This is a genomic window from Fulvitalea axinellae (assembly GCF_036492835.1).
GTDB classification, from domain to species: Bacteria; Bacteroidota; Bacteroidia; order Cytophagales; family Cyclobacteriaceae; genus Fulvitalea; species Fulvitalea axinellae.
In genome coordinates, this window is the sequence record NZ_AP025314.1 from 618054 (window position 1) to 638299 (window position 20246).

Annotated in this window: 22 protein-coding genes; 4 read left to right on the forward strand and 18 right to left on the reverse strand. The window is 41.8% G+C overall.

Features of this window, described 5'->3' with window-relative positions; translation table 11 throughout:
• Window positions 1-242 precede the first annotated feature (242 nt).
• From AABK39_RS02550 to AABK39_RS02560, 3 genes are read right to left on the reverse strand one after another with little or no spacing between them, the layout of a single operon-like run.
• A complete protein-coding gene (locus AABK39_RS02550; protein ID WP_338393354.1) occupies window positions 243-689 on the reverse strand; it encodes a DUF6389 family protein in 447 nt (148 codons plus the stop codon).
• A gap of 2 nt (window positions 690-691) precedes the next feature.
• Entirely contained in the window at window positions 692-1477 is a 786-nt protein-coding gene (locus AABK39_RS02555; protein ID WP_338393355.1) for a hypothetical protein, read from the reverse strand.
• A 44-nt stretch (window positions 1478-1521) separates the two neighbouring features.
• Window positions 1522-2148, reverse strand: coding sequence for an HAD family hydrolase (locus tag AABK39_RS02560; protein WP_338393356.1), 627 nt, complete (start codon window positions 2146-2148; stop codon window positions 1522-1524).
• 831 nt (window positions 2149-2979) lie between these two features.
• On the opposite strand from AABK39_RS02560, the gene AABK39_RS02565 reads away from it, so the two are divergent.
• From AABK39_RS02565 to AABK39_RS02575, 3 genes are read left to right on the forward strand one after another with little or no spacing between them, the layout of a single operon-like run.
• Window positions 2980-3351, forward strand: a complete 372-nt coding sequence (locus AABK39_RS02565) for a hypothetical protein (RefSeq protein WP_338393357.1) — start codon at window positions 2980-2982, stop codon at window positions 3349-3351.
• The gene (locus tag AABK39_RS02570) at window positions 3348-3653 is read left to right on the forward strand and encodes a transposase (RefSeq protein WP_338392371.1); all 306 of its coding nucleotides are present in this window, start codon (window positions 3348-3350) and stop codon (window positions 3651-3653) included. Before AABK39_RS02565 ends, AABK39_RS02570 begins: the two co-directional genes overlap by 4 nt.
• A gap of 2 nt (window positions 3654-3655) precedes the next feature.
• Window positions 3656-4582 (forward strand): IS3 family transposase, encoded by a 927-nt coding sequence (locus AABK39_RS02575; RefSeq protein ID WP_338392370.1) that lies wholly within the window; start codon window positions 3656-3658, stop codon window positions 4580-4582.
• Between the two features lie 577 nt (window positions 4583-5159).
• On the opposite strand, the gene AABK39_RS02580 is transcribed toward AABK39_RS02575, so the two are convergent.
• The 3 genes from AABK39_RS02580 to AABK39_RS02590 form a co-directional block, all read right to left on the reverse strand.
• Window positions 5160-6194, reverse strand: a complete 1035-nt coding sequence (locus AABK39_RS02580; protein ID WP_338391371.1) for an ISAs1 family transposase — start codon at window positions 6192-6194, stop codon at window positions 5160-5162.
• Between the two features lie 175 nt (window positions 6195-6369).
• Entirely contained in the window at window positions 6370-6903 is a 534-nt protein-coding gene (locus AABK39_RS02585) for a hypothetical protein (protein WP_338393358.1), read from the reverse strand.
• Window positions 6904-7072: 169 nt separating this feature from the next.
• Entirely contained in the window at window positions 7073-7534 is a 462-nt protein-coding gene (locus AABK39_RS02590) for an STM3941 family protein (RefSeq protein ID WP_338393359.1), read from the reverse strand.
• Between the two features lie 101 nt (window positions 7535-7635).
• Here AABK39_RS02590 and AABK39_RS02595 point away from each other — a divergent pair, with 101 nt between their 5' ends.
• The gene (locus AABK39_RS02595) at window positions 7636-8709 is read left to right on the forward strand and encodes an IS701 family transposase (protein WP_338392425.1); all 1074 of its coding nucleotides are present in this window, start codon (window positions 7636-7638) and stop codon (window positions 8707-8709) included.
• Between the two features lie 10 nt (window positions 8710-8719).
• Here the strand turns inward: AABK39_RS02595 and AABK39_RS02600 are convergent, their stop codons facing one another.
• The 12 genes from AABK39_RS02600 to AABK39_RS02655 all read right to left on the reverse strand — a co-directional run bounded on the left by AABK39_RS02600 (window position 8720) and on the right by AABK39_RS02655 (window position 20210).
• On the reverse strand, window positions 8720-9178 hold the full coding sequence (locus AABK39_RS02600) for a hypothetical protein (protein ID WP_338393360.1): 459 nt from the start codon (window positions 9176-9178) through the stop codon (window positions 8720-8722).
• Window positions 9179-9223: 45 nt separating this feature from the next.
• Window positions 9224-9619 carry a hypothetical protein gene (locus AABK39_RS02605; protein WP_338393361.1) on the reverse strand — a complete coding sequence of 132 codons (396 nt, stop codon included), beginning with the start codon at window positions 9617-9619 and terminating at the stop codon, window positions 9224-9226.
• A 374-nt stretch (window positions 9620-9993) separates the two neighbouring features.
• Window positions 9994-10596 carry a helix-turn-helix domain-containing protein gene (locus AABK39_RS27670; RefSeq protein ID WP_421825150.1) on the reverse strand — a complete coding sequence of 201 codons (603 nt, stop codon included), beginning with the start codon at window positions 10594-10596 and terminating at the stop codon, window positions 9994-9996.
• 192 nt (window positions 10597-10788) lie between these two features.
• Window positions 10789-11736 carry a hypothetical protein gene (locus tag AABK39_RS02615; protein ID WP_338393362.1) on the reverse strand — a complete coding sequence of 316 codons (948 nt, stop codon included), beginning with the start codon at window positions 11734-11736 and terminating at the stop codon, window positions 10789-10791.
• Window positions 11737-11814: 78 nt separating this feature from the next.
• On the reverse strand, window positions 11815-12207 hold the full coding sequence (locus tag AABK39_RS02620) for a hypothetical protein (protein ID WP_338393363.1): 393 nt from the start codon (window positions 12205-12207) through the stop codon (window positions 11815-11817).
• Window positions 12208-12250: 43 nt separating this feature from the next.
• A complete protein-coding gene (locus tag AABK39_RS02625) occupies window positions 12251-12916 on the reverse strand; it encodes a hypothetical protein (RefSeq protein ID WP_338393364.1) in 666 nt (221 codons plus the stop codon).
• Between the two features lie 338 nt (window positions 12917-13254).
• Window positions 13255-13680 carry a hypothetical protein gene (locus AABK39_RS02630; protein WP_338393365.1) on the reverse strand — a complete coding sequence of 142 codons (426 nt, stop codon included), beginning with the start codon at window positions 13678-13680 and terminating at the stop codon, window positions 13255-13257.
• 18 nt (window positions 13681-13698) lie between these two features.
• Entirely contained in the window at window positions 13699-14133 is a 435-nt protein-coding gene (locus tag AABK39_RS02635; RefSeq protein WP_338393366.1) for a hypothetical protein, read from the reverse strand.
• Between the two features lie 78 nt (window positions 14134-14211).
• On the reverse strand, window positions 14212-14934 hold the full coding sequence (locus AABK39_RS02640) for a YARHG domain-containing protein (RefSeq protein WP_338393367.1): 723 nt from the start codon (window positions 14932-14934) through the stop codon (window positions 14212-14214).
• Between the two features lie 224 nt (window positions 14935-15158).
• Window positions 15159-18683 (reverse strand): GEVED domain-containing protein, encoded by a 3525-nt coding sequence (locus tag AABK39_RS02645; protein WP_338393368.1) that lies wholly within the window; start codon window positions 18681-18683, stop codon window positions 15159-15161.
• A gap of 407 nt (window positions 18684-19090) precedes the next feature.
• Complete coding sequence (locus AABK39_RS02650; protein ID WP_338393369.1) at window positions 19091-19354, reverse strand: hypothetical protein; 264 nt, start codon at window positions 19352-19354, stop codon at window positions 19091-19093.
• A gap of 106 nt (window positions 19355-19460) precedes the next feature.
• A complete protein-coding gene (locus AABK39_RS02655; RefSeq protein WP_338393370.1) occupies window positions 19461-20210 on the reverse strand; it encodes a hypothetical protein in 750 nt (249 codons plus the stop codon).
• Between the last annotated feature and the right edge of the window lie 36 nt (window positions 20211-20246).

The window sequence follows — 20246 nt, forward strand, 5'->3', positions numbered from 1 at the left end:
GCCGTGAAAGTCATGTCTTTTATAAAGACGTCTTTTCCAGGGAATCCTCCGAAGCATGGATATTCCGTAACACTAATATTTTTTAATAGGCCAAAAGAGAATGCGTGGAAATAGACTTTCAGGTGATTGAAAATTAGGATTGTTAGGATGATTGAGGCTCCAATATACAGTAGTGTGTACAGTAGTAATTTTTTAGTCATGATCGGTGCTGAAAAGTTAAACCGCTTACAGTAAGGGTATTATTAATTTAGTGTAATCGGCAAATCCATCCCATAACCTTCATCAGCCACAATTATGACTGGGAGGCCAAGGTCTTGACAATCCGACTGAGCCCAAATAGACTTTAACCAATGACCTACAACATCGGATAGAACATCATTTACCTCGAAACTAGAATCAAACGGGTCCACATAAGGTACATTGGGCCTCAACCCTTCAGGAGTGTGAATTACATCGATTAGAGTGGCAGAGTCCTTAATTGCCTTATTTAAAACGTATGGGTCAGGGCCCGATAGGGATACATTAACACCAAAAGTTCCCTCTCCGTCTTGATCAGGAAAAATTATTAATTCAATGCTTTTAGTTTTCTCGGGTAAGGACTGAATGGTTGCGTTGAGGTTTTTAATTGTATTTGATGAGTTTTCATCCAATACTCTTCTCAACTCAGCCCTGTATTCGTGCTCTTCCATTTTTATTCAGTTTTATATTGCCTTCCCACATCTTCAGGTCTGTTTAAATCAATCCAAAAAATATCCATCGGCTCGTTCGATTCCATTTGTCCGTTTTGATTCCTGTCCTTTCTAGCGAACACATACATGTAATCATTTGCTGAGTCGTATTCAGAACTCATCACGGAGTATTCTTTTGGAATCAGTGGTTTCTTATTTAGGCCATTTATATCGAAATAATAGAACCGTCTCAGATCTTTTACATTGATAAATCCGTCTTTGTTTGAATCCTCGTCATAAACAGAAACCATATAAAAATCCCTCTTTATGGGTTTGTAATTCAAGGTGTCTTTTGAAAAAGCTGGATAGTAAAGTGTTTTGATTAAGACAGGCTTTTTAAATAGCTTGTTTTCGGTTTTAGTCGCATTATTATAATGCGAGATGTTTATAAGATTGTAGCCATACATAGCTTCAAACCCAGGCATAAAGTTGTGATTCCAATTATTCCCGTCCTCGTAATCGTCATGCCAATTTGTGTGGAAAACGTTTGAGCCTGTATATGGCTTATTGGTTTTCTTGTCGTAGTTAACCTTGTAGATAGGTGTTAATCTATGTTCTGGGTTAAAAGTCAGCAGTACATTTCTCGGTCTCGTTTCGAGTTTTAGTGAGTCGATCTGAAGGCCGACAACTTTTTGTCCGTCTTCATCTTCGGTAATTTCACTAACTTGAAAACCTTTCTTTTCAAGCTTATTGCTTGAACAACTTATGATTAAAAGTCCTAGAAAAAATAATGTTATTGTTCTGTTCATGTCGTTTTTTTAATGGCATTACAACGTTCAGTATAAAAAGTCATTCAACGCCTTTTACACATTGTTACGTGTGTTTTTATCTCGTCTAAACTCTTTATTTCATAGTCTTTTGAAATGGGAGTTTTACGATTAATTTTTAAATACCTCCATCCCATATTTTTAGCCCCAATAATATCTGATTTAAACGAATCTCCAATCATCAATATTTCATCGGGGCTATTCTCTGTAATCGTTTCTACTTCCTTAAAAATCTCTTTATCAGGTTTTAGAAATCCATAATCACAGGAAAAAATCATTTTTTCAAAATACTGGTCTAGATTCTTAGAGAAAACAGGCTCTTTATAGGGGGACGCTAAGTTTGAAATCATGAAGATGCGAAAATCTTGTTTTAGGTTTTGTAACACACCAATGACTTCGGTGTAAACAGTAATAGAATCTAACTCCTCCTTCAACTCCGTGAGCCTTTCATCATATAAGTTTGAAAATTCAGCGGGTAGAATATTTCTTAATTCCTCAACATCATTTTTCATAACTAACTGAAGGTACAATGAGGTATCCATCCCGAAACCGTCTTGAGAAAATTCGAATAATTTCAAGAAAAAACGATTTGACTTTTTTATCTCAATCAGCGTATTGTATAAATCAAAAACGATTGTTTTAATATTATTCATTTTCTAATTAATCAGAACGATGGCTCTAAAAATGGTGCGGTGAATTATGCGCTTTGAGCGCATGTTGTTCTTGTTTTTTTAAAATCAGAAAGTTTTGTATCACTTTCAACTATAGCCCCTTCGGTCCATTGCCAATATGGGAAATGTGGATTTAAATCTAACTCATTTTCCAAAATGAATTTTTTCCTTAATCCACTAAATGAAAAAACAGGCACTTTGAGAAGCGATACCACACAGAGCGTATAGTGGAAACGCTATGCGCCTATATTTTAGAAAATAAAAGATCCCCAAGTAACTGAGACGACCACCGCCATTATCAAAACAGTGTATAACGAGAAATGTCTGGGCGAAAACCTGTTTGATATACCAAGCTTAATCGCAAAAACCAATAAGGTTATGCTTAAGAGTAAAAAGGGAATAGTCAGTAACTCCTGGAAAACGCCGATGATTGTGCTTTCGCTGTGGAAAGCGTACGTATTTAAAAACAGGAACGAAAAATAAGCTAGGCAAACCAAGCTCCCGAGAAAAAGGTACAGTTCTTTGTTTGGCTTTGTATTCGACATGGTTTTTTCAATTTTTTACGAAAAGTCAGAGCGTTGAGTTTTTTGGAGATTCTTATTTATGCTATTCCATAATTACCACAAAAATCCTTTCTTTTGATCAACAAACTTTAGCGTGTGTTTGACAATATAGAGAGTCTACTTGATTAATTGGATATATGACTAGATTTATCAATCATAAAAATTTCTCTTTTCAGAAGTCTGAGAGTACCTTGGCGACCGAAAAATAGCGGGAGTTCCTGTTGTCGATACATTATACCTAACTACTGAAATGAAAATATCAATATTACCATTTCTTCTGCTTCTTTTATGTAGCTCCGCTTTCGGACAAAACACAAAGATTCGGTTTGATGATTTTACATTGGATATTGTTGGCGTAGAATTGTCACCCGAAGAGGAATCGCTTGAAAAGACCTTTTCAACTGATGTGGTCGTTAACTTGGAGGCGGGAGACTATTTTGAACTAGCTACTGTCAATGTCACGGACTCCAAGCTAAGCGATTTAAGAGTTGAGATGAGTTTTGAAACAAGCCTCACCATTATGAACGAAGGCCCGCATTGCGATTTGACGGATTGGAAGTATAATACCCCTGAATTTTCGGACCAGTGTCTTAGTTTAAAAATCACTAAATTATGGGCATGAAAACGAGAACGACACGCAGAAAATTCAGCGCCAAATTCAAGGCGGAAGTAGCGATCGAAGCACTGAAGGAAAGAGAAACCACCCAAGAACTCTGCAGACGGTACGATCTTCACGCCACCCAGATTTCACAATGGAAAAATGAGTTTCTGCAGCGCTCGTCCAGCGTTTTTGAGGGTGGCAAAGATAGAAAAGAACACGAGAAAACGGAGAAGGCGACAGACCAACTGTACAGTAAAATAGGAAAGCTTGAGATGGAAAACGACTTCCTAAAAAAAAGCTTAAAGAAGTTGGGGCGTCTATAGATTTGCGTCTCCTTGTCGACCCCGGGGATAAGCTGAGCATTCGCCGTCAGTGCGACTGTCTGGAGCTTTACCGTTCGTCATACTACTACAGCCCAAAGGGGGAAAACGCGGAAAACTTGGAGTTGATGCGCCTTATGGACCGGCACATGATCGACGAACCCACGGCGGGAGTTTTGCGCATGAGATCAGCCTTGCGTGACCAAGGATTCAACCCTTCCTATGAAAGGGTTAGGCGCTTGATGCGCAAAGCGAATCTCTACCCTATTTACCCGAAAAAGAATCTGAGCAAGCCCGGAGAGGCAAAATACGTTTACCCGTATCTGCTTAAGGAAAAGAAAGTTGTCAGGAAAAACCAGGTCTGGTCGATAGACATCACTTATATAGCCATGGCTAGCGGTTTCATGTATATGACGGCGATTATCGACGTCTACAGCAGGTACATAGTGGGTTGGGGTTTGAGCAATACGCTTGAGGCCGCGGCGTCTTTAAAAGTGGTGCGTGAGGCCGTTGAGATTCACGGTAAACCGGAAATACTCAACAGTGACCAAGGTTCCCAGTTCACTTGCGGGGAATACGTGAACTATCTCAAGAAAGAGGGAATAAACATCAGTATGGACGCCAAAGGCCGAGCCTTGGACAACATTTACATCGAACGCTTTTGGAGAACGCTAAAAAGGGACCATATTTACCTGAATCCGGCCGACAACGGTTTAAAGTTGTATTTGGGGATAGAGAAATGGTTGCGACGCTACCACAACAGGGATCACCAAGGAATCGAGAACCTGAAGCCGGAAAATGTTTTTAGCGGAGCGTCAAAAGCGAAAGCCACCGCGTATGCCCATGCAAATATTGATAAGTCCAAGAAAAAACAGAATGTGAAAGGACTTATCAACATTCACACGGGCTCGACGATAGCGACAACCGTTTAAAATTTACTTAAAAATCGACTTTACTGGTCCTAAGAATCGAGGGTACTATAAAGCACTACACTTCAAAAGGGAAAAAATTACAAAAGACAGGGCCTTCCTCATTCAAAATATCATCGTACTCAGCCGAAGAGTCTGTATTGTTTCCCAATGTAAGTGTAGATGAGATTGTCAAAGAGGTTGAAAAACGGTGTCCGGGATGGGGGAAAATCGCTAAGAAAATTAAATCTATCCACGAATATCCAAGCTCCGTTGGAATCAGCAGGTACTTCCTAAATATTATTGGACATAATAAATCCGGGGAACTCGTAAAGAAAACAATAACGGTTAATATCCCATTGGGGTGTTAATAAGAGCTAAAAATATACGGCTTCTGTGGCTTGTCTATACTGGATTGTAAAAAACTGTGTGGGCAAGCTAAGAAGCTTGCAGTCAGAAAAATCACAAGCATGGGTGCTTGCGATGGCTAGCTTAGCTCAGTTAAGCTGGTGGATTCTATGACTCGATTCAATACTTTTTTAGAATCATATGGGTCTTCAAGGTAAAATAAATTGTCAAAACAGGGCTTGTTCATAAAGGTCTATCTATTAAAATATTGGTGAATAGAATTTATATCTGCTACGATCTCCTCTCGCATTTCATTCATATTTTCACCAGCGTTCCTTTGGATCAAAATATTCATTACAGCAGTCAAAATACATGAAACACTTTGCTGTATACCAGAGACAAGGCTCCTTAACCCGTCCTCTCCGAAGTTCGTATCCCTCATATTATTGTTTGCCTCTACGGACCAGTGTCCCCTTACGGCGTTAGGCAAGTTGTATTGATCAATAAGACCGGTATTTATATTGCTGACGTAGTATGATGTCTCGCTTGATGTTTTTCCTGTTTTAACGACTTTACGGGTACGGTCTACCCGTATGAAGCAGCTCATCCCCGTATTCGACCAGCGACGCTCCAAGCATCCCGTTTCCACCGGGTAGGTCCGGTATATTCTTGTTTCGATCCTGCCATGGCCCTTTTCGACGGTCTTTTTATAATCCAAACATTCTGATCTCCGCTCCATGTCTCGAAGGTCTTCACGGAGTATTTTCTGGTTCCCTTTTATTTGTGAAAGGTAGACGCCCCGTTTTCCATGGATTCCCTCCAGTAACCCGGAATTATTGTGAAGGGCATCCATCGTATAAGCCGTTCCCGAAAGACCGGATTGAGTTTCAAAATATTCGTCGACAATACCCCGCTCGGAGTCTTTGGTACCCGAATAGTAGCCTACAACCTTGCTGGTTTTATCTTCTTGCGCGGTAACCAGAACCACGCTTTCCCCGCGTTTGTCCCCTGAGGATTTGTCGATACTCCCCCGGAGTTCTTTACCGTCAATCGAAAACCATTGAAGAGCTTGCGGATCTATAGTTTCGTTTGCGTTAAAAGTGGTTTCAGCAACCGCCTTAAGTCCCTGTATATCTGTATCCTTCAGGATTCTTCGGAGTTGAACACGGCTCACACAACACTTACTTTTACCACCTGTGAAATCCCGCCAATAATCGTGATCCCTTTTCATTGAGCGGTGAATCTGTGAGAAATTGAGTTTTCCTCCGCTCCTGAATACGGCAAGCATAAAGCACAGTACGACAAAAGCCAGTTCGTGCTTCTTCCCCTTGGCGTTCCTGTGGTCTACAAGGCTTAGTTGTAACTGGAGGTAGTATTGATTAATTTCGTTTTTTTGGGAGCTTATCCATCAACCGCAAGTTTGTTTGTGGTAATTCAAAATTGCAATTCATGGTGGTAAGCTCCTATTTTCTCAGACGCTTTATGAACAGGCCCTGATTGTCAAAACTTATTGCGGACTTCCCTTTTTCAAGCTCTTCCATTACAAATTTTGTAAGCTCTTTCTCTTGAACTGGACCAAACCCATAATAGTCATAAATGACATATTGGTTTTTATGAAAACCGATTACTATACTCAGAATCTTTTTTTGTTGGCTATCTAGATTCCTGATTCTTGTGTCAGGATTGATCTTAAACCGGTTTAAGATATATTGAATATCCTTGTCATCTAAACCGAGAGTGTTTTTTAAATATTTCCCAGTAGTTAAAAGATAATAAAGGAATGGGTTTTCAAAGGTCTGGTTTTTACAGATGTGGAAATTTGGGTCTAACTGTAACTGAAGTATGTTCTTGGCTGTTTCAACTATTTTGTATACGTTTTTCTGATTAGGATTTTTAGAAATCACGTTTACCCAAAATCGAATCATTTGCCCGTTTTCTATCTCGAATGCGGGAATTCTAATTCCGTCTGTGTCAAAAGACTTACTGTTTATACGCATATTATTTACTTGTAATAAAAATAGGTTATTAGCACTAACCAACTCCTGATTTCTGTAAGCTTCTGACTGGCTTATACTGGATTGGAAGAACTATGTAGGCAAGCTAAGAAACTTGCTGTTAGAAAAATCACAAGTATGGATGCTTGCGATGGTGGGGGTTGTAACACGTTTACTTACTTTTCAATTTATATTCTTTCATTAAATTCAGTAATTCCTCAGCCTTGATATTATACGAGGACTGAATAGCTCCTTCTTTTCCAGACAAAAACTTTGCAACTTCTTTTCCGCTTTTCCATTTTTTATGTTTGTCAGTATAATCGAAGAATATCATTTTATTTCCTTTTATCTGTCCTTGTCTGAAGTCTTTTATTTCAGTCCATTTGGTGAAATGGAAACGAAATAAGCTTTTAACTTCAAACCCTTCATCAGTCAGTTTTAAATAAGTAGAATTGGGATAAAATTGAATTAAAGAAATAATTACACCAAGTCCGAAAAAAATAATACATCCCCAGCCAATTTTTGGGTCTCTATCTAGAATAAAGATTCCAATTGTTACAAAAGCAGAACATCCCAAAAATAAAATCGAGTTTTTCAATTTGTCAGGTCTAAATATTTGAGGTTCTCTTTTCATAATGTTGTACAACGTTTTTATTCTTTTTCATAACTGACCTTTCGCTCGCCTTTCCTATTGCAATTTTGGAAATTATATGATAAGTGACCGATTTTTGAAAAATGAAAAGGAGAGACGGATTTGAATTATACACGGATTATCTTATTGCCAGTCGAGGGCAAGCCACCTCAACAGGGCTCTCAGCATCTTTGGACAATCAGATTCCCCATGATTATTTCAGCGACCTCCTCAAGCAACCGGACATGGACCAAAAGGCTTTTTGGAAAGAGGTGAAGTCTTTCGCCAGGAGTATTGAGGGCGAAGAGGCGGTTTTGAGTATCGACGATTGCATTGTCCACAAGCCTCATTCCTCGGAAAACGACATCGTAGCTTATCATTTCGACCATACTGTAGGCAAAGCGGTCAAAGGGATCAACTCCCTTAACTTTCTTCTGAGCAATACCGTGGAAGGACAAACGGTTAACTGTCCGGTCGCTTATGAGATCGTCCACAAGACGGTGAAATACATAGACAAGAACGGGAAGGAAAAGCGTAAAAGCGAGAAAACGAAAAATGAGATGGTACTGGAAGTTTTACACCGTCTAAACTTTCTGAACAAACTGGTTTTCAGGTACATTCTTTTCGATACGTGGTTCACCGCCAGCGATACGCTGAAGTATATTCATTACAAGCTCAAGAAGGTTTTCGTTTGCCCGCTGAAGAGCAACAGGAATATAGCAATGAGCGAAAAGGACAAAAACGAGGGCAAATTCATTCACGTTTCGGATGCGCCTATTGAAAGCGGTCAAGTGAAGCGGGTGTGGGTCAAGGGAGTTGATTTTCCTGTCACGCTCGCCAAACAAGTCTTTACAAACAGGGACCGGTCGACCGCGGAACAATGGCTGGTTACCAACGGGGAGAACATGGCTTTCGAGGATATCGTAGCGATCTACCAAAAACGGTGGAAAGTCGAGGAGTTCCATAAGTCGCTCAAGCAAAACACGATGTTAGGCAAGTCTCCCACAAAGATGGAGATTACCCAATTGAACCACATCTTCGCTTCCATGATCGCCTACATAAAACTGGAAAAACTGAAGGTTAAGGAGAAGCTGAATCACTTTGCGATAAAATCAAAATTGTATTTGAAGATGATAAAGGCTGCCATGGAAGAACTTGACGCCTTGCGGTCGGCCTGAAATATATTCATTAAGAATCGCTCTCCCAAATGCAGGGAGAGCGAAAGTTCAGTTCATAATGTAATAGTCCCAAGTCAATCAATTTATTTTTAAAATCCTTAGACTTTGTATCTATTTTATTGCTGACTACATCCTGACCAATACAATAAATGAATGGACCTGGTCGATTACTCCATCCCTTTTGAAAAGGTCTTGGTTCATAATTTGCAATCCATGAAGTCAGTGAAATGTACCCTCCTTCAAGTCCAATATTTAAGTCCACACAAGGATAAATTTTATCTTCTTGAATATAAACCAATCTAACTATTTCATCTATTACATTTTGGCGTCCCATCACCGTATCGCAATCATCTCTTAGCCACTTGAATTTGAATTCATCTGGAAGTGATTTGTCAGCATGGATTTCAGCATACAGTTTCACTTCGTCCAAAGTCTTATCAACAAATTCTGTAAATTCTTTTTTCGTCATTCTAATGTTGTACAATGTTTAATGTAAAATGTGTTTTAATGCATTTTACATAGTGTTATCGATATTTAGTTCAGAATTAATTTTATTCACTTCCCAATCAGGAACCCCTCTCTTCTCTATTTGATCAATAATACTCTTAATCAATTCATTATTTAAATTTTCAAAATTAAACTCTACTACTAGATAAATTACCGTATCTCTACCTTGGGATTTTGTAACTGAACATTTTACGGTTTCAGATTTTCTAATTCTTAATAAGTATAGTTCTTGTTTGTTGTGACACCAAAAATCAAATTCATCTCCAATATTAATTTTCGAAGGGATTTCGTGAATATCTATAAGTTTCCAATCTCTAATTTCACGATCAGCTCCCTGATTCCAAGATAGTCTAGATTCAAAATCTCTTCGTTGCTTTTTCCTTATTCTAGATCTAATACTCATTTACAATTTATTATCGATAACAATAAATAACAGTAATACCGTTTATTTTTGCTGATTATTTAACGGATCGTTTTATATAGGTGTTGAGTCCCAAAGACTCAACTGAATCATAATCTAACAACAGAACTACTTATATTTAAATTATAATCAAAAAATATGACTAAAATGTAATCCACAAACTCACGTGAGCCAACGCAACACCAAAATCAACTTGAAAATATTCTTCGAAAATCAAAAGCTCATCCTTCAACCCTCCTAAAACAAACCTAAAAACCACCGTCTCCATTGAAAACTGCTATCCCGAAAACGAAAAAAAGCCCGCCCTTTTCCACAATGTGGAAAAAAGCGGGCTTTTCCCTGATTTTTGGGCAGGCTTATCCGGCCCGGCGGTGTGTGTCGGGTTGTATTTTCGGGGTGGCTTCGGTTTTAGGCCTTATGTTGTAGCTTAGGCTCGGTCGTCGTTTTTTCGGGGCGGGTTTCGTTTCTTCGCCGTTTTGGATGGCTTTCAGTTCGTTGCGGAATTCTCGCCAGCGCCACCAGCGCCGGAGCAGGCGGTGGTGTTCGAACAGTTCGAAATAATGGAAGGGCTTCTCGTAGGTTTTGAACAGGGACCTGAGTCGGTACATCTGGCTACCTATAAATCCGGTGAGGCCCCGGCGGTAAAATTTGTCGTCGGAATGCCACGCTATAAACACTCTGGGCAGTTTTAGCCTGAAATCGCTTACGCCTACCAAGCGTTTGTAATCCGGGCGCCGGCGGTTATGGCCTACGCAAATGCGCTGGCGGGCTTCGGCGAGCCTGTGTGCCAAGTCCGGGCAGTATCCGGAAAACTGGATGGTGTTCCGTTGAAGTTCCCTACTGATAGTGGATGGCGAACGCCTTAAAAATTTGGCGATGGAACGCCGTGATTCGCCAAAGGCCCGGAGGCGCAGGATCATTTCCCGTTCATGCAAATCAAGGCGTCTGTATTCTTTCATTTTGTAGGCTGTTTCTTTATCCTGTAAATCACAAACTGTAGGCCGTGGTATTTTTTTGTGGTGGGTGTTTGTGTATCAATTTTGGGTGTTATCAAAAAATACTCTTGTAAAATGCGGTATACCGAAACCGTTGGCGGTTTGCTCTATTCCGTAGGTAGCCATGTTTGGAGTACACGCTATTTGCGTTTTGTTTTACTTTCCGGTTTTGTCGATTAATATAAAAAGGCCGTCTTTCGCTTTTTGTCCATAAATGGCGATGGCGAAATCGGGGTCAAAGTACAGATACTCCTTGTTTTCAAGATTACAGCTACTCTTTTTGCCTAGCTGGGCTTTAGCGAATTCACGGTATTTTATCTCGGTGCCGTTACTTAATACTATCGGATTCCCTATTTCTGTATAAACGTCAATTTCTCCAAGCAGTATTTCTTCCGGATCCGCCTCTATCGCAAACTCTGTCGTCATCTCATGTCTTGGCAATATGTAGTCGGTTGTCTCGTATTGGAAAAACGAATCTTTATTCCTTTTCTCCTTAATATCATAATAGGAAACCCTAATGACATTGTCATTGTCAATAAGGTCCGCCGGTATTTTCATGGAGAAAGTGCCGTCCTTGGCCGAATAAGCGATATACAGCTTTAGGGGTGATACGAAGGTTATTTTTGAGTTTTCGACAGGTTTCCCTAAGTCCTTGGAAGTTACTATGCCTTTGAAAATGATGAAATCATCCGATTTCGGTTCGTTGGGCTCAGTATAGTTGGTTTTTTCTTTTTTTGACCTAAGCACTTTGTCCGGGCTAGGGGAGAGCTCGGTTTCCACGGCAAGGTTTTCCGCATGCAGGGTTTGGCCTACTGTTAATGCGGAAGCGATAATTAATCCTGCGGCCACATTGGATTTGGGCAAGTTAAGTTTGAAGTCGTTGCCCGGGCTGAATATTGGAGCGTTTAGTTGGGAGCGTGTCAATCTCGCGCATATCCTTTTGCCCGGTTTTTCAATTATTTCCGATATTTCGGTTTGATTGAGGCCAGTGAAGTCAATAATGTTTTTTGAGCATAAATCGCAATACCTGCCCTTACGATTGGGCTTCATGTTTTCCCACTTTTCGTCGCAAGGGTTATTCAGTTTCAAAAACTTGTTTTTCATGGGTTTGTGTTTTAAATGAATGCCGACGATTAGTGCATGGGTTTTTGCTAATCTTACGGGAGCGGAGGATAAACGACTTTAAATAAGATCTTCCCGATCGGAATCTATCTCGATCTCTTCTTTCGTTTTGCCGAAGCCCAGTTTGTTCAACTTCTTCAAATAGGGAAGAAATTGCTCGTCATCGGTTTCGTACAGATTGACTTCCCACAAGAATCTGATGGCCCAAAAGTACCATCTGCCCGGCGGATCGTATTTTTTTAGGTATTCGACGCGTTCGTCGAAACTCGGCTTTTTTTGATCCAGCCATTCGCCCAAAATACTGATATGACCCTCTCCTCCGCCCATTCTCCATCCGATACTGTATGGAGAGGCCTCAGGTTCGTAGATCCATGGTGGCGGTACGTCCCCGTATTTATCGATTAACTTCTTACTCGATGTGATATACCATTCCTCATTTTCTAGTCTTCCCATAAACTGATAATCGTAACGTTTCTATATGCTAAAGAGGTTTTCTTTATTCTACAAATTCCCATTCAATGTTTGTGATATTTTTATCGGATAACCACTCCAAAGCGCTGTTAAGTTCTTCTATTGAGAATATCTCTATCTGGCACTTGTCAGTCTCAATAATCAAATATTTATATCTCTCGAAATCGTTTCTGAATTCTGCTGTTTTTGACACTTCCCGTAAAGAAAAAACCGTGTCTGATAGTGGGGGAGGCTCTTTAATTGACAAACACCGCTGATCACTTTTAACCAACAACTCCTCTAGCTTATCTCCGAGTATCTCAAAGATTCTATTAAGTTCCTGGTCATTCAGCTCCTTTCCTCTGGCTTTGTAGTTTTCAAAGTTATCTCCTAGGTATTTGGCATCTTCCAACTCCAAATACTTATTGAAATTACCGTTATACAATGCGTTTTTTGCGCTTCTTATTTCCTCTAATTTCTTGTCTTCGAGTATCCTTTCAAGGTGCGTATTGTTAATCCGTACCCAGATAGGGCTGGAAGAAATCGCTTCGAAACTTATATCGATTTCGTCTCCTTTGCCGTTTGTGCTGGTAAAATGATATTCATAGGCAAGTTGCCCCTCTTTGAATTTTTTAAACCCATATTTTTTAATCCGAAAAGCATTCTGATTAATCGAATTTTTGATGTCTTTATATAGGTTGAATTCTTTCATTATCTAATAGGCCTTTAACCCTTGTATACTCCATACATAATTATCGGCATTTAAAATACGATATCCCGAAACCATAAACGGATTGCTTATAACAAGCTCCGGTATTACTTTTTAAGAGATTAAAAAGTAACCAAAAAATCTTCTTAAATACGGCTACAAATTTTTCTTCCATCCAAAAGCATGGCGGTTATGGAAGAAAAATAAAGGCCTGAAATTAGTCTTTTGGAATGTATAGGAATCAATATTGATCGGACCCGTAAGGCGAATGAAACAGAACTGTTTCACATAATTTTAGCCTGTATATTAGGTGGTTGCGCTGGGTAATCGGTTTCAAAAATCTAGTTGTTCAGCTTTACCTCTTCAAGCTTGTAGTACGCGCATTCGTCTTCGCCTATATTATTGTTTCTTTCATTAACGGCCTTTTCCATTTTTGATTTGTCGGAAGATAAAAGGACCAGCTCTTTCATGATTTGGCCAAACATCTCAACTAGCCTGCACACAAGAAAAACACTCTCACTTTCTTCAAAAGAAGATCCCTCGTCTATTTTATCGCAGACGTCAATAATCTTAAGGTCATTAACCAAGTCAACGTCTTTATAGGCTTGTTCCTTCCATTCGTCTTTAAGGCGATACTTGTTTATGAGGTTGGCTTTTTTGTCTTCGGCGAGTTTATGATTGTCAAAGATGCCCAGAAAAAGATCTTCGCCCGTATACGGCGAGATTTCCCTTTCTAATAAGAATAACCTTTTACGCTCTTTCTCCATTTCGTTTGCTCTGGGTTATCATTCAAAATACGTTAAGCTTTCCTTAGCGTTTTCGGTTATTTCCGAATCCAAACCCGGATTCTCGGCTATAACTTTCAAAAGCTCTAAATACGTCTTTCTCTTAGGGTTTGCTTTGTCGTTTATTAATCGGTGCAATAAGAAGATTGTGTATTCGGTCGGTTTTCTGTTTAGAGACTCTACCAGAATTTCTTCATACCCTTTTTTGTAATGCAGTTCAATAAAACTGCCCAAGGGTCCGGGACCGCCAAAATCAATGTTTGGGCTCCTTTCGATTAACTTTAAGATTGGCTCGACGAATTCGATATTATTCTCACGCTCTTCGATTTCGTCTGTCAGATCATAAGCATCGTCTATAAAATCATATTTATCACCGCTTTCGTGAGCTTTTAAGATCAAACTCTCAAGTTTTTCAAGGATCTCTTCTTTTGTCATTGTTTGTTTTATCGTCGTTAAGATTCAATAATAGAGCTCCTTGTTGTTTAACCCAAGGCGGTGGCAAGATAATCTGGATTACTTTTCTAGTGACCGTATCAGATTGATATTGCGAATCTCAAGTTCTGTCAAAAGATCATTCACATTACTGTAATTGGGAACATGCCATCCCATACGGTCGAAGTATTCCTGCATTTTTTCCGTCTTGAAATCATAGTCATATCTGGCGAAGATTTCGTTTCTCATAATCTGAAGCTCTTCTTTCGAATAGAGCCTTAGTTCCTTTTCGGTTAATGAACGGTAAGAGGCGAAGTGGTACCAGCCTTTATAATATTCATTCAGGCCTGTCTTGAATCCGAACTCGTTTTTGACGATTGACTCAATAGACGATTTATCGATAAGGAGGGCTTTTCCTTTGAATTCTCCTTCCGTGACGTCAACAAATCTCCCTACCAATTCGCTTGATATAAACCAGCCTGAATTGATTCTGACATTAGTGAGGTTCGTGAAAATATGCTTATAGGGATTGGATCTGCCACCTTCCACGGTATACTCAAACTCTCTGATCTGAGCGAATACCTCGCCTTCAAATGTGTTGATCATAAGGCGGACTATTCCTTCGGATCCTCCATTCTTTGATTTGCCTAAGACATATGAGCCCAAGTACCTTGATATATCTTCGTGGACATCCTCATTAAACGCTACGTCCTTATACTCTACACCTGATATGGTGAAATTCTGGCATTTTGCTTTTGGAGTTAAAACGGCCAGAAGAATAAATAGTGTGATAAGTTTTGACATCCTGTTCTTGATCGCTTTTGTGTTTATGATCAAAAATTGGATTTAAATTCCAATTAGGAAATAGAGACTTATCTGTCGTCGGTTGAGACCTTTATTCGTAGGGTCTGTATTAATATTCGGTTTTCATTTCTTTATAGTGTTTCTGATTTTGGGATGGTGGTAAACAAAAAAAGCCCGCCAAATCTTGTTGGCGGACCTTTTCGGTATGATTGTTTGAAGGTGGATTATCTTTTTACAATCCTGAAAGACTTGTTGGTCCCTTTTCCTTTGATAACCAAGATATATGTTCCCGGCCTCAGGTCCGCGGTGTTGATGCGGTATGGTGCGTTGCGGAACGTGGCCGTTAGGATTTCTTTGCCGTCCAGGGCGTGGACGCTGGCGGTCAGGTTGCCGGAATGCTCCGACAGGTTCACCGTAAGGCGATCCCCAAACGGATTGGGAACGGCGGCTACGCTTTCGTCTTCGATACCCAACAGCGAGACTTTCAATACTTGGACCGTTTTGACAGCTTCGGCGGGCTGTACGCAACCGTCGCCGGGGTGGCGGGCCACTATATTCACGTTACCCGGACCGATGGCCTTGAACAAATTGGCTGTGATTTCCGCAACCTTTTCGGATCCGCTACCCAAACTCAGTGTCGCTTTTTCGCCATGGATGGTGCGCACGTCCAGAGGGGCCGTTTTTCCTGTGTATATTTTGTCGGGAATCTCTCCGAACACTATTCCCGAAGCCACCGGTGCCACCGTAACGCTGATCGTCTTCTCGGCTTTGCCGTATTTGTCAGTGGAAGCTACCGATACCTTGATTTTGGCCGTTCCCGCTTTTTCGGGAATCACTTTTTTGCCCTCAAGCCTCAGGACCTCCGTCCCTTCCGCCACTTCCAGCGTCATTGCCCCGTCGGAGTTTGTTTGGGGCGTCAATTCGACAGGGTCTCCGGCGCAAGACAGTTCCAGATCTTTCAGCCCGTCTATCAGGGCGGTTTCAGCGGTTACCTCTACGGTGAAAATATGTTGGGCGGATTTATAGCAACCCGTTTCCCCAATGTTCAGCCTAACGTTAGCGACACCGGGGCGCAAAAAGTTCAGGTTCCCGTTTTCCACCGATACTATGTCATCGCCGTCGAGTATCTCAAAGGTGGCCGTTCCGTCCGAGTTGGTGTCGAACGTAAGTTCCTTCTTCGGATCGGTTGTTTTGGCGGAAATCCGGGAGGTTGCCGTGATTTGGGTTCCGTATTTTTTCACGGTGACTTTCGCCCGGGCCATGGTGTTGCCGGAACCGTAGGCTTCCACTGTCGCCACTCCGCCGGCTACGGGGTGCAATTCCGAACCGTTTAGCGTCACGAACTCCTTGCCTTCTACTATCCGGAACATTACCGGCTTGTCCGCCGTGACTTTCTCCGATAAATCGACCGCATCGGAGTCGCAGTTCAGGCTAAAGTCATTGAATACGATAGACTCTTCCACGATTTTCAGTTCGAATACGTCTTCCGTGGCCTCAATACAGCCGTCGCCGTGGTGGTAAGCCGTCAGCGTAACGGTGCCCGGCTTCAGGGCTTTGATCTTATTGTTGTATCTGGAAATCAAAAGTCCGGAAGCGCGGTCGGTTTTGACAAAGGCCCGGTCGCCGTGAATGGTTTTCGGAGCGAAATCGATAATGTCGCCCACGTAAATGGTTTCGGGCACGTCGCCGAAATCTATGCTAGAAGTTACGCCGGTTACCGTAACGTCAATGATCTTTTCGGCATCGATATGTTTGTCCGTGGCGTCTACAAACGCTTTTACCTTCGCTTTGCCCGATTTGTAGGCCTTAAGCTTTCCGCCTTGGACCGACACGATACCGGCTCCCGAGACTACAGTCAATTTCAGGTCTCCGTCGGAATTGGTCTTCGGGTTCAGCGCTACCGGCTCGTCAGTACAGCTTAAGGTTATATCCTCGAAGTCCGTGATTTCGGTTTCTTCCAACGGAGGCGTAACTTCGATATTCATGGCCGCCGCGTTAGGTAAATAGCAGTCGGATCCCTCCAATATGGCGACCACAATGGCCTTTCCAGTCTTTAGAAGTTTTAAGGTGCTTCCTTCCACGCTTACCACATCTTTGCCCGTGATTACCTCATAGCTGATGCTTCCGTCGGAGTTGGTCAACGCGTACAACGGTATCGTTCCTTTGGTAATGGAAGCGGTTGTCTCTTGGGGAAATTTAATTTCCGGGATTTTTTTGGCCACGGTGACTGTCTGGATATAGCTGTCCCCTTTGTCGTTATAGGCCTGAATCTTTACGTCCCCGGCTTTGATCGGGTGGAAGTTATAGCCGTCGAGGCGGGCGTAGTCCGCGCCTTCCAATATCCGGAACTGCAAAGGCGTCTCGGCCTCGGTTTTTGTCCTAAGGTCCACCGGCTCGCCATCGCAGAAACTGGTGAAGGTGTTGAACACGATGGTAGGCTGGGGCTGGATCAGCACGCTGTAGTCTTCCGTTTCGCCCTTATATTGCGTGGCGAAAGTTATCGGAAGCTCTTTGCCCGACTCTCCGCCCACCATTACCCGCATATGCAATAATTTGCCTTCCACCGCCGTAGGGGGCGCCACAAACTGGGCCTTGGCCGTGGTGGTGCCGAACGTCACGTCGTCGAGAAGGACTTTTTCGCTGTCGTCGAAAAGGCCGTTGTTATTGAAGTCGATATAAACCTGCACTACGGGCGTATTCTTATAACTGGCCGGCTTATAGGCGGTGATTTCTATTTCGTGGGTAAAACCCTTGGTGAGAGAGGCCGTGTAAAGGTACCGGTTGTCGAGGTAACCGTTCTCGGCGAAGTGCAGTGTTGCGTCTACGCTCGGAGCGTATGTTTTGCACAGCGTTTTCTTGTTGACGGTAACCTGCGTAATCCCCGCGGACTTCGACAGGTCCTCCAAATTGATTGGCTTCATGGGTTGCACTTTTTTCGGAGGGAAAAGGGTTCCGAGATTGGAATGCCCCATAGTGCCCTCCGGAAACCAGTCCCGGTCGATATTCCATGTTCGTGATTCGCTATTGTTCAGCACCACTTCCGACGCTATTTGTTGGAGCCTTTGGGCGTCGTCCCCAACACTGCTGTAATCAACCGCCGGCGATTCCCTGAACAGCGTGGCGTAAAAAACGCAAGCGGCCAGGTAGGTGCCGGTGTTGCTGGGGTGCGAGCCGTCGGCGGCGTAAACGGAGAAGCCTTCGGCTTTGGCCTTGCGGAAGGCCACGGCCACGGGGGAGATCCTTACCGGCAGGTTCTTGCCTATATTGGTATAATGGTCGATATACCGTTGGGCCATTTCCTCATAGGTCATGTCCATTTGTTTGAGCCACGCGTTGCCCTCATCTCTGCCCCAAGTCATATACACCACTCCTTCGGAACCATTTTGGGGAGTCTTGATTTTTTTCCTTACGAATTCCGTTATGGAATTCCGGTTACCGCCGCCGTTCAGTATCGGCTGTTGGCTTTGGTCCTGCAACACCACATAATTCCAGTCTCTGGAACTGAGAAGCCCTTGGGTGTGGTCGTTCTTCAGGTGTTGGTCAAGCCTATAGCCTCCGGGGGTGTAGGATTGTACGTACACGGTTTTTCCTCCGGATTTGGCGAGCTTTCTGAACTGCTCGGGCAGGTCGTTGGCTCCGGTGTAGCTGTTTCCCAGAAACAGGACCGAGGTGGTTTGCTCTTGTCCGAATCCGGAGAAAGGCAAAATCAGGACAGCCGCCATCAGCGACCGTATAAAAAAATTCTTCATATTTTATGTGATTCGTTCTTTATGCACTAGCCCGCAGGGCGTTTTTTAGGCCATTGGAAATGTTCGGCAGAAGATTCCGAAAGTAGCCGAAAACGGGTGTATTTCCAGCCATGCCATTTCTTGGACGCAAAAGAAAGCCTACGGGCAAAGGGTAATTTTTGGAAGAGTAAATTTAAAAATTGCTTGGCCGAATATATGGACCATTTCCATCTATACCTATAACAAATCAATCATCATGCGTGCATTTAACCGGATTTTTAGGGTAATGGGGAGATTTGAGCGTGATGGAGGGAAGGAGAGGGGAGACTAGTGTCGGTGAGTTTCAAAAAATAAGGTGTGTTATAAGAGGCGCTTGCCATAAGAAAAATCACATGCATGGGTGCTCGCAATGGCTCCTTTTATGTGATTTAGCGATTCCAATTTTCCTCAAATTCCATTTTTGTGCATTCTGTTCCGTCAAATTCTGACAGATCAAGTTTTTCGTATCCGAGCCCGCCAAATTCATCTTCAAGTCTATCTTGCGAGTATTTCAGAATCTTTCCGTTGTCATAAATCTCAATCTGTCGGCTTGGAAAATAGTCTTCGCCAATTTCAAAATACCATAAAGAGTGCCCCCAATTATCATATTGGTCTCCCCTTGTTTCATTCCATTTGTATTTAAAGTATCTCACCTATTTCAGTTTTGCGCTATCGCTCTTAAAATGAATGCCAACGTTTCCTGTATGGTGCGTTTGCGTCCCGCATGCATATGCGTTATACAAATTGCAGTACAGTGTTTTATATCTTTTTTAATTGCGGTTTTACCTTGTCAAAGAATGCTTTGTAATCATTATTAGTATCTATTCTTGCTATTCCAGGGAATCCGCAGTTTTCAAAACATATTCTCAAATAATTTATAAAAGATGTTTCGTGTGGTTCATTCATAAATCTGGCGTCTACGGATGGTTCCCTAGTTATTTCTATAGCGTAAGGTTGCCCGCCGCCAACATTGTCTTTATGTAAGTCATCTGCCGATAAATCTAAAAATGCGCATCCAAAATATTCATCATCTACATATTGTTGAATGTCTTCTTTCCAATATTCGGTTGTTACTTCCTCTACAATACTGTCAAGACTAGAAACTTGAATAGGATCGGCCATATCCCACATAAACTCTTCATTTGTTTCAAAATCCCAGACAAAATTTACCCCACCGACTATTCTGTAAAAATATTTCAATGATAGAGGTACAAAGCCAAAGTCTTTAACAGCAAGGTCTAACCTCTCGATTAATGATTCAGTATTTTTAAGTGGGGAGTGTAATGGTTTTTCAAAATCGAATTCAATATCCGTTTTAAAGAGATACCCAATGTTAACAAGTTCTTTGTAGATGGTTTTAAGGTTAAATGAGACTCTCTCAAAAGTTTCCTCCATTACTTTTTCAACCTCTTTTCTGTGAGACTCATCAAAAGCGTAAGAACCAAGTTTACCGATGTCATCATGAACTTCTTTAGTTTCTCCCTTTAAGTATCTTTCGTATAGATTCATCTTTTTCGTAATGCTGTCGATGGTGCTAAAATGGCG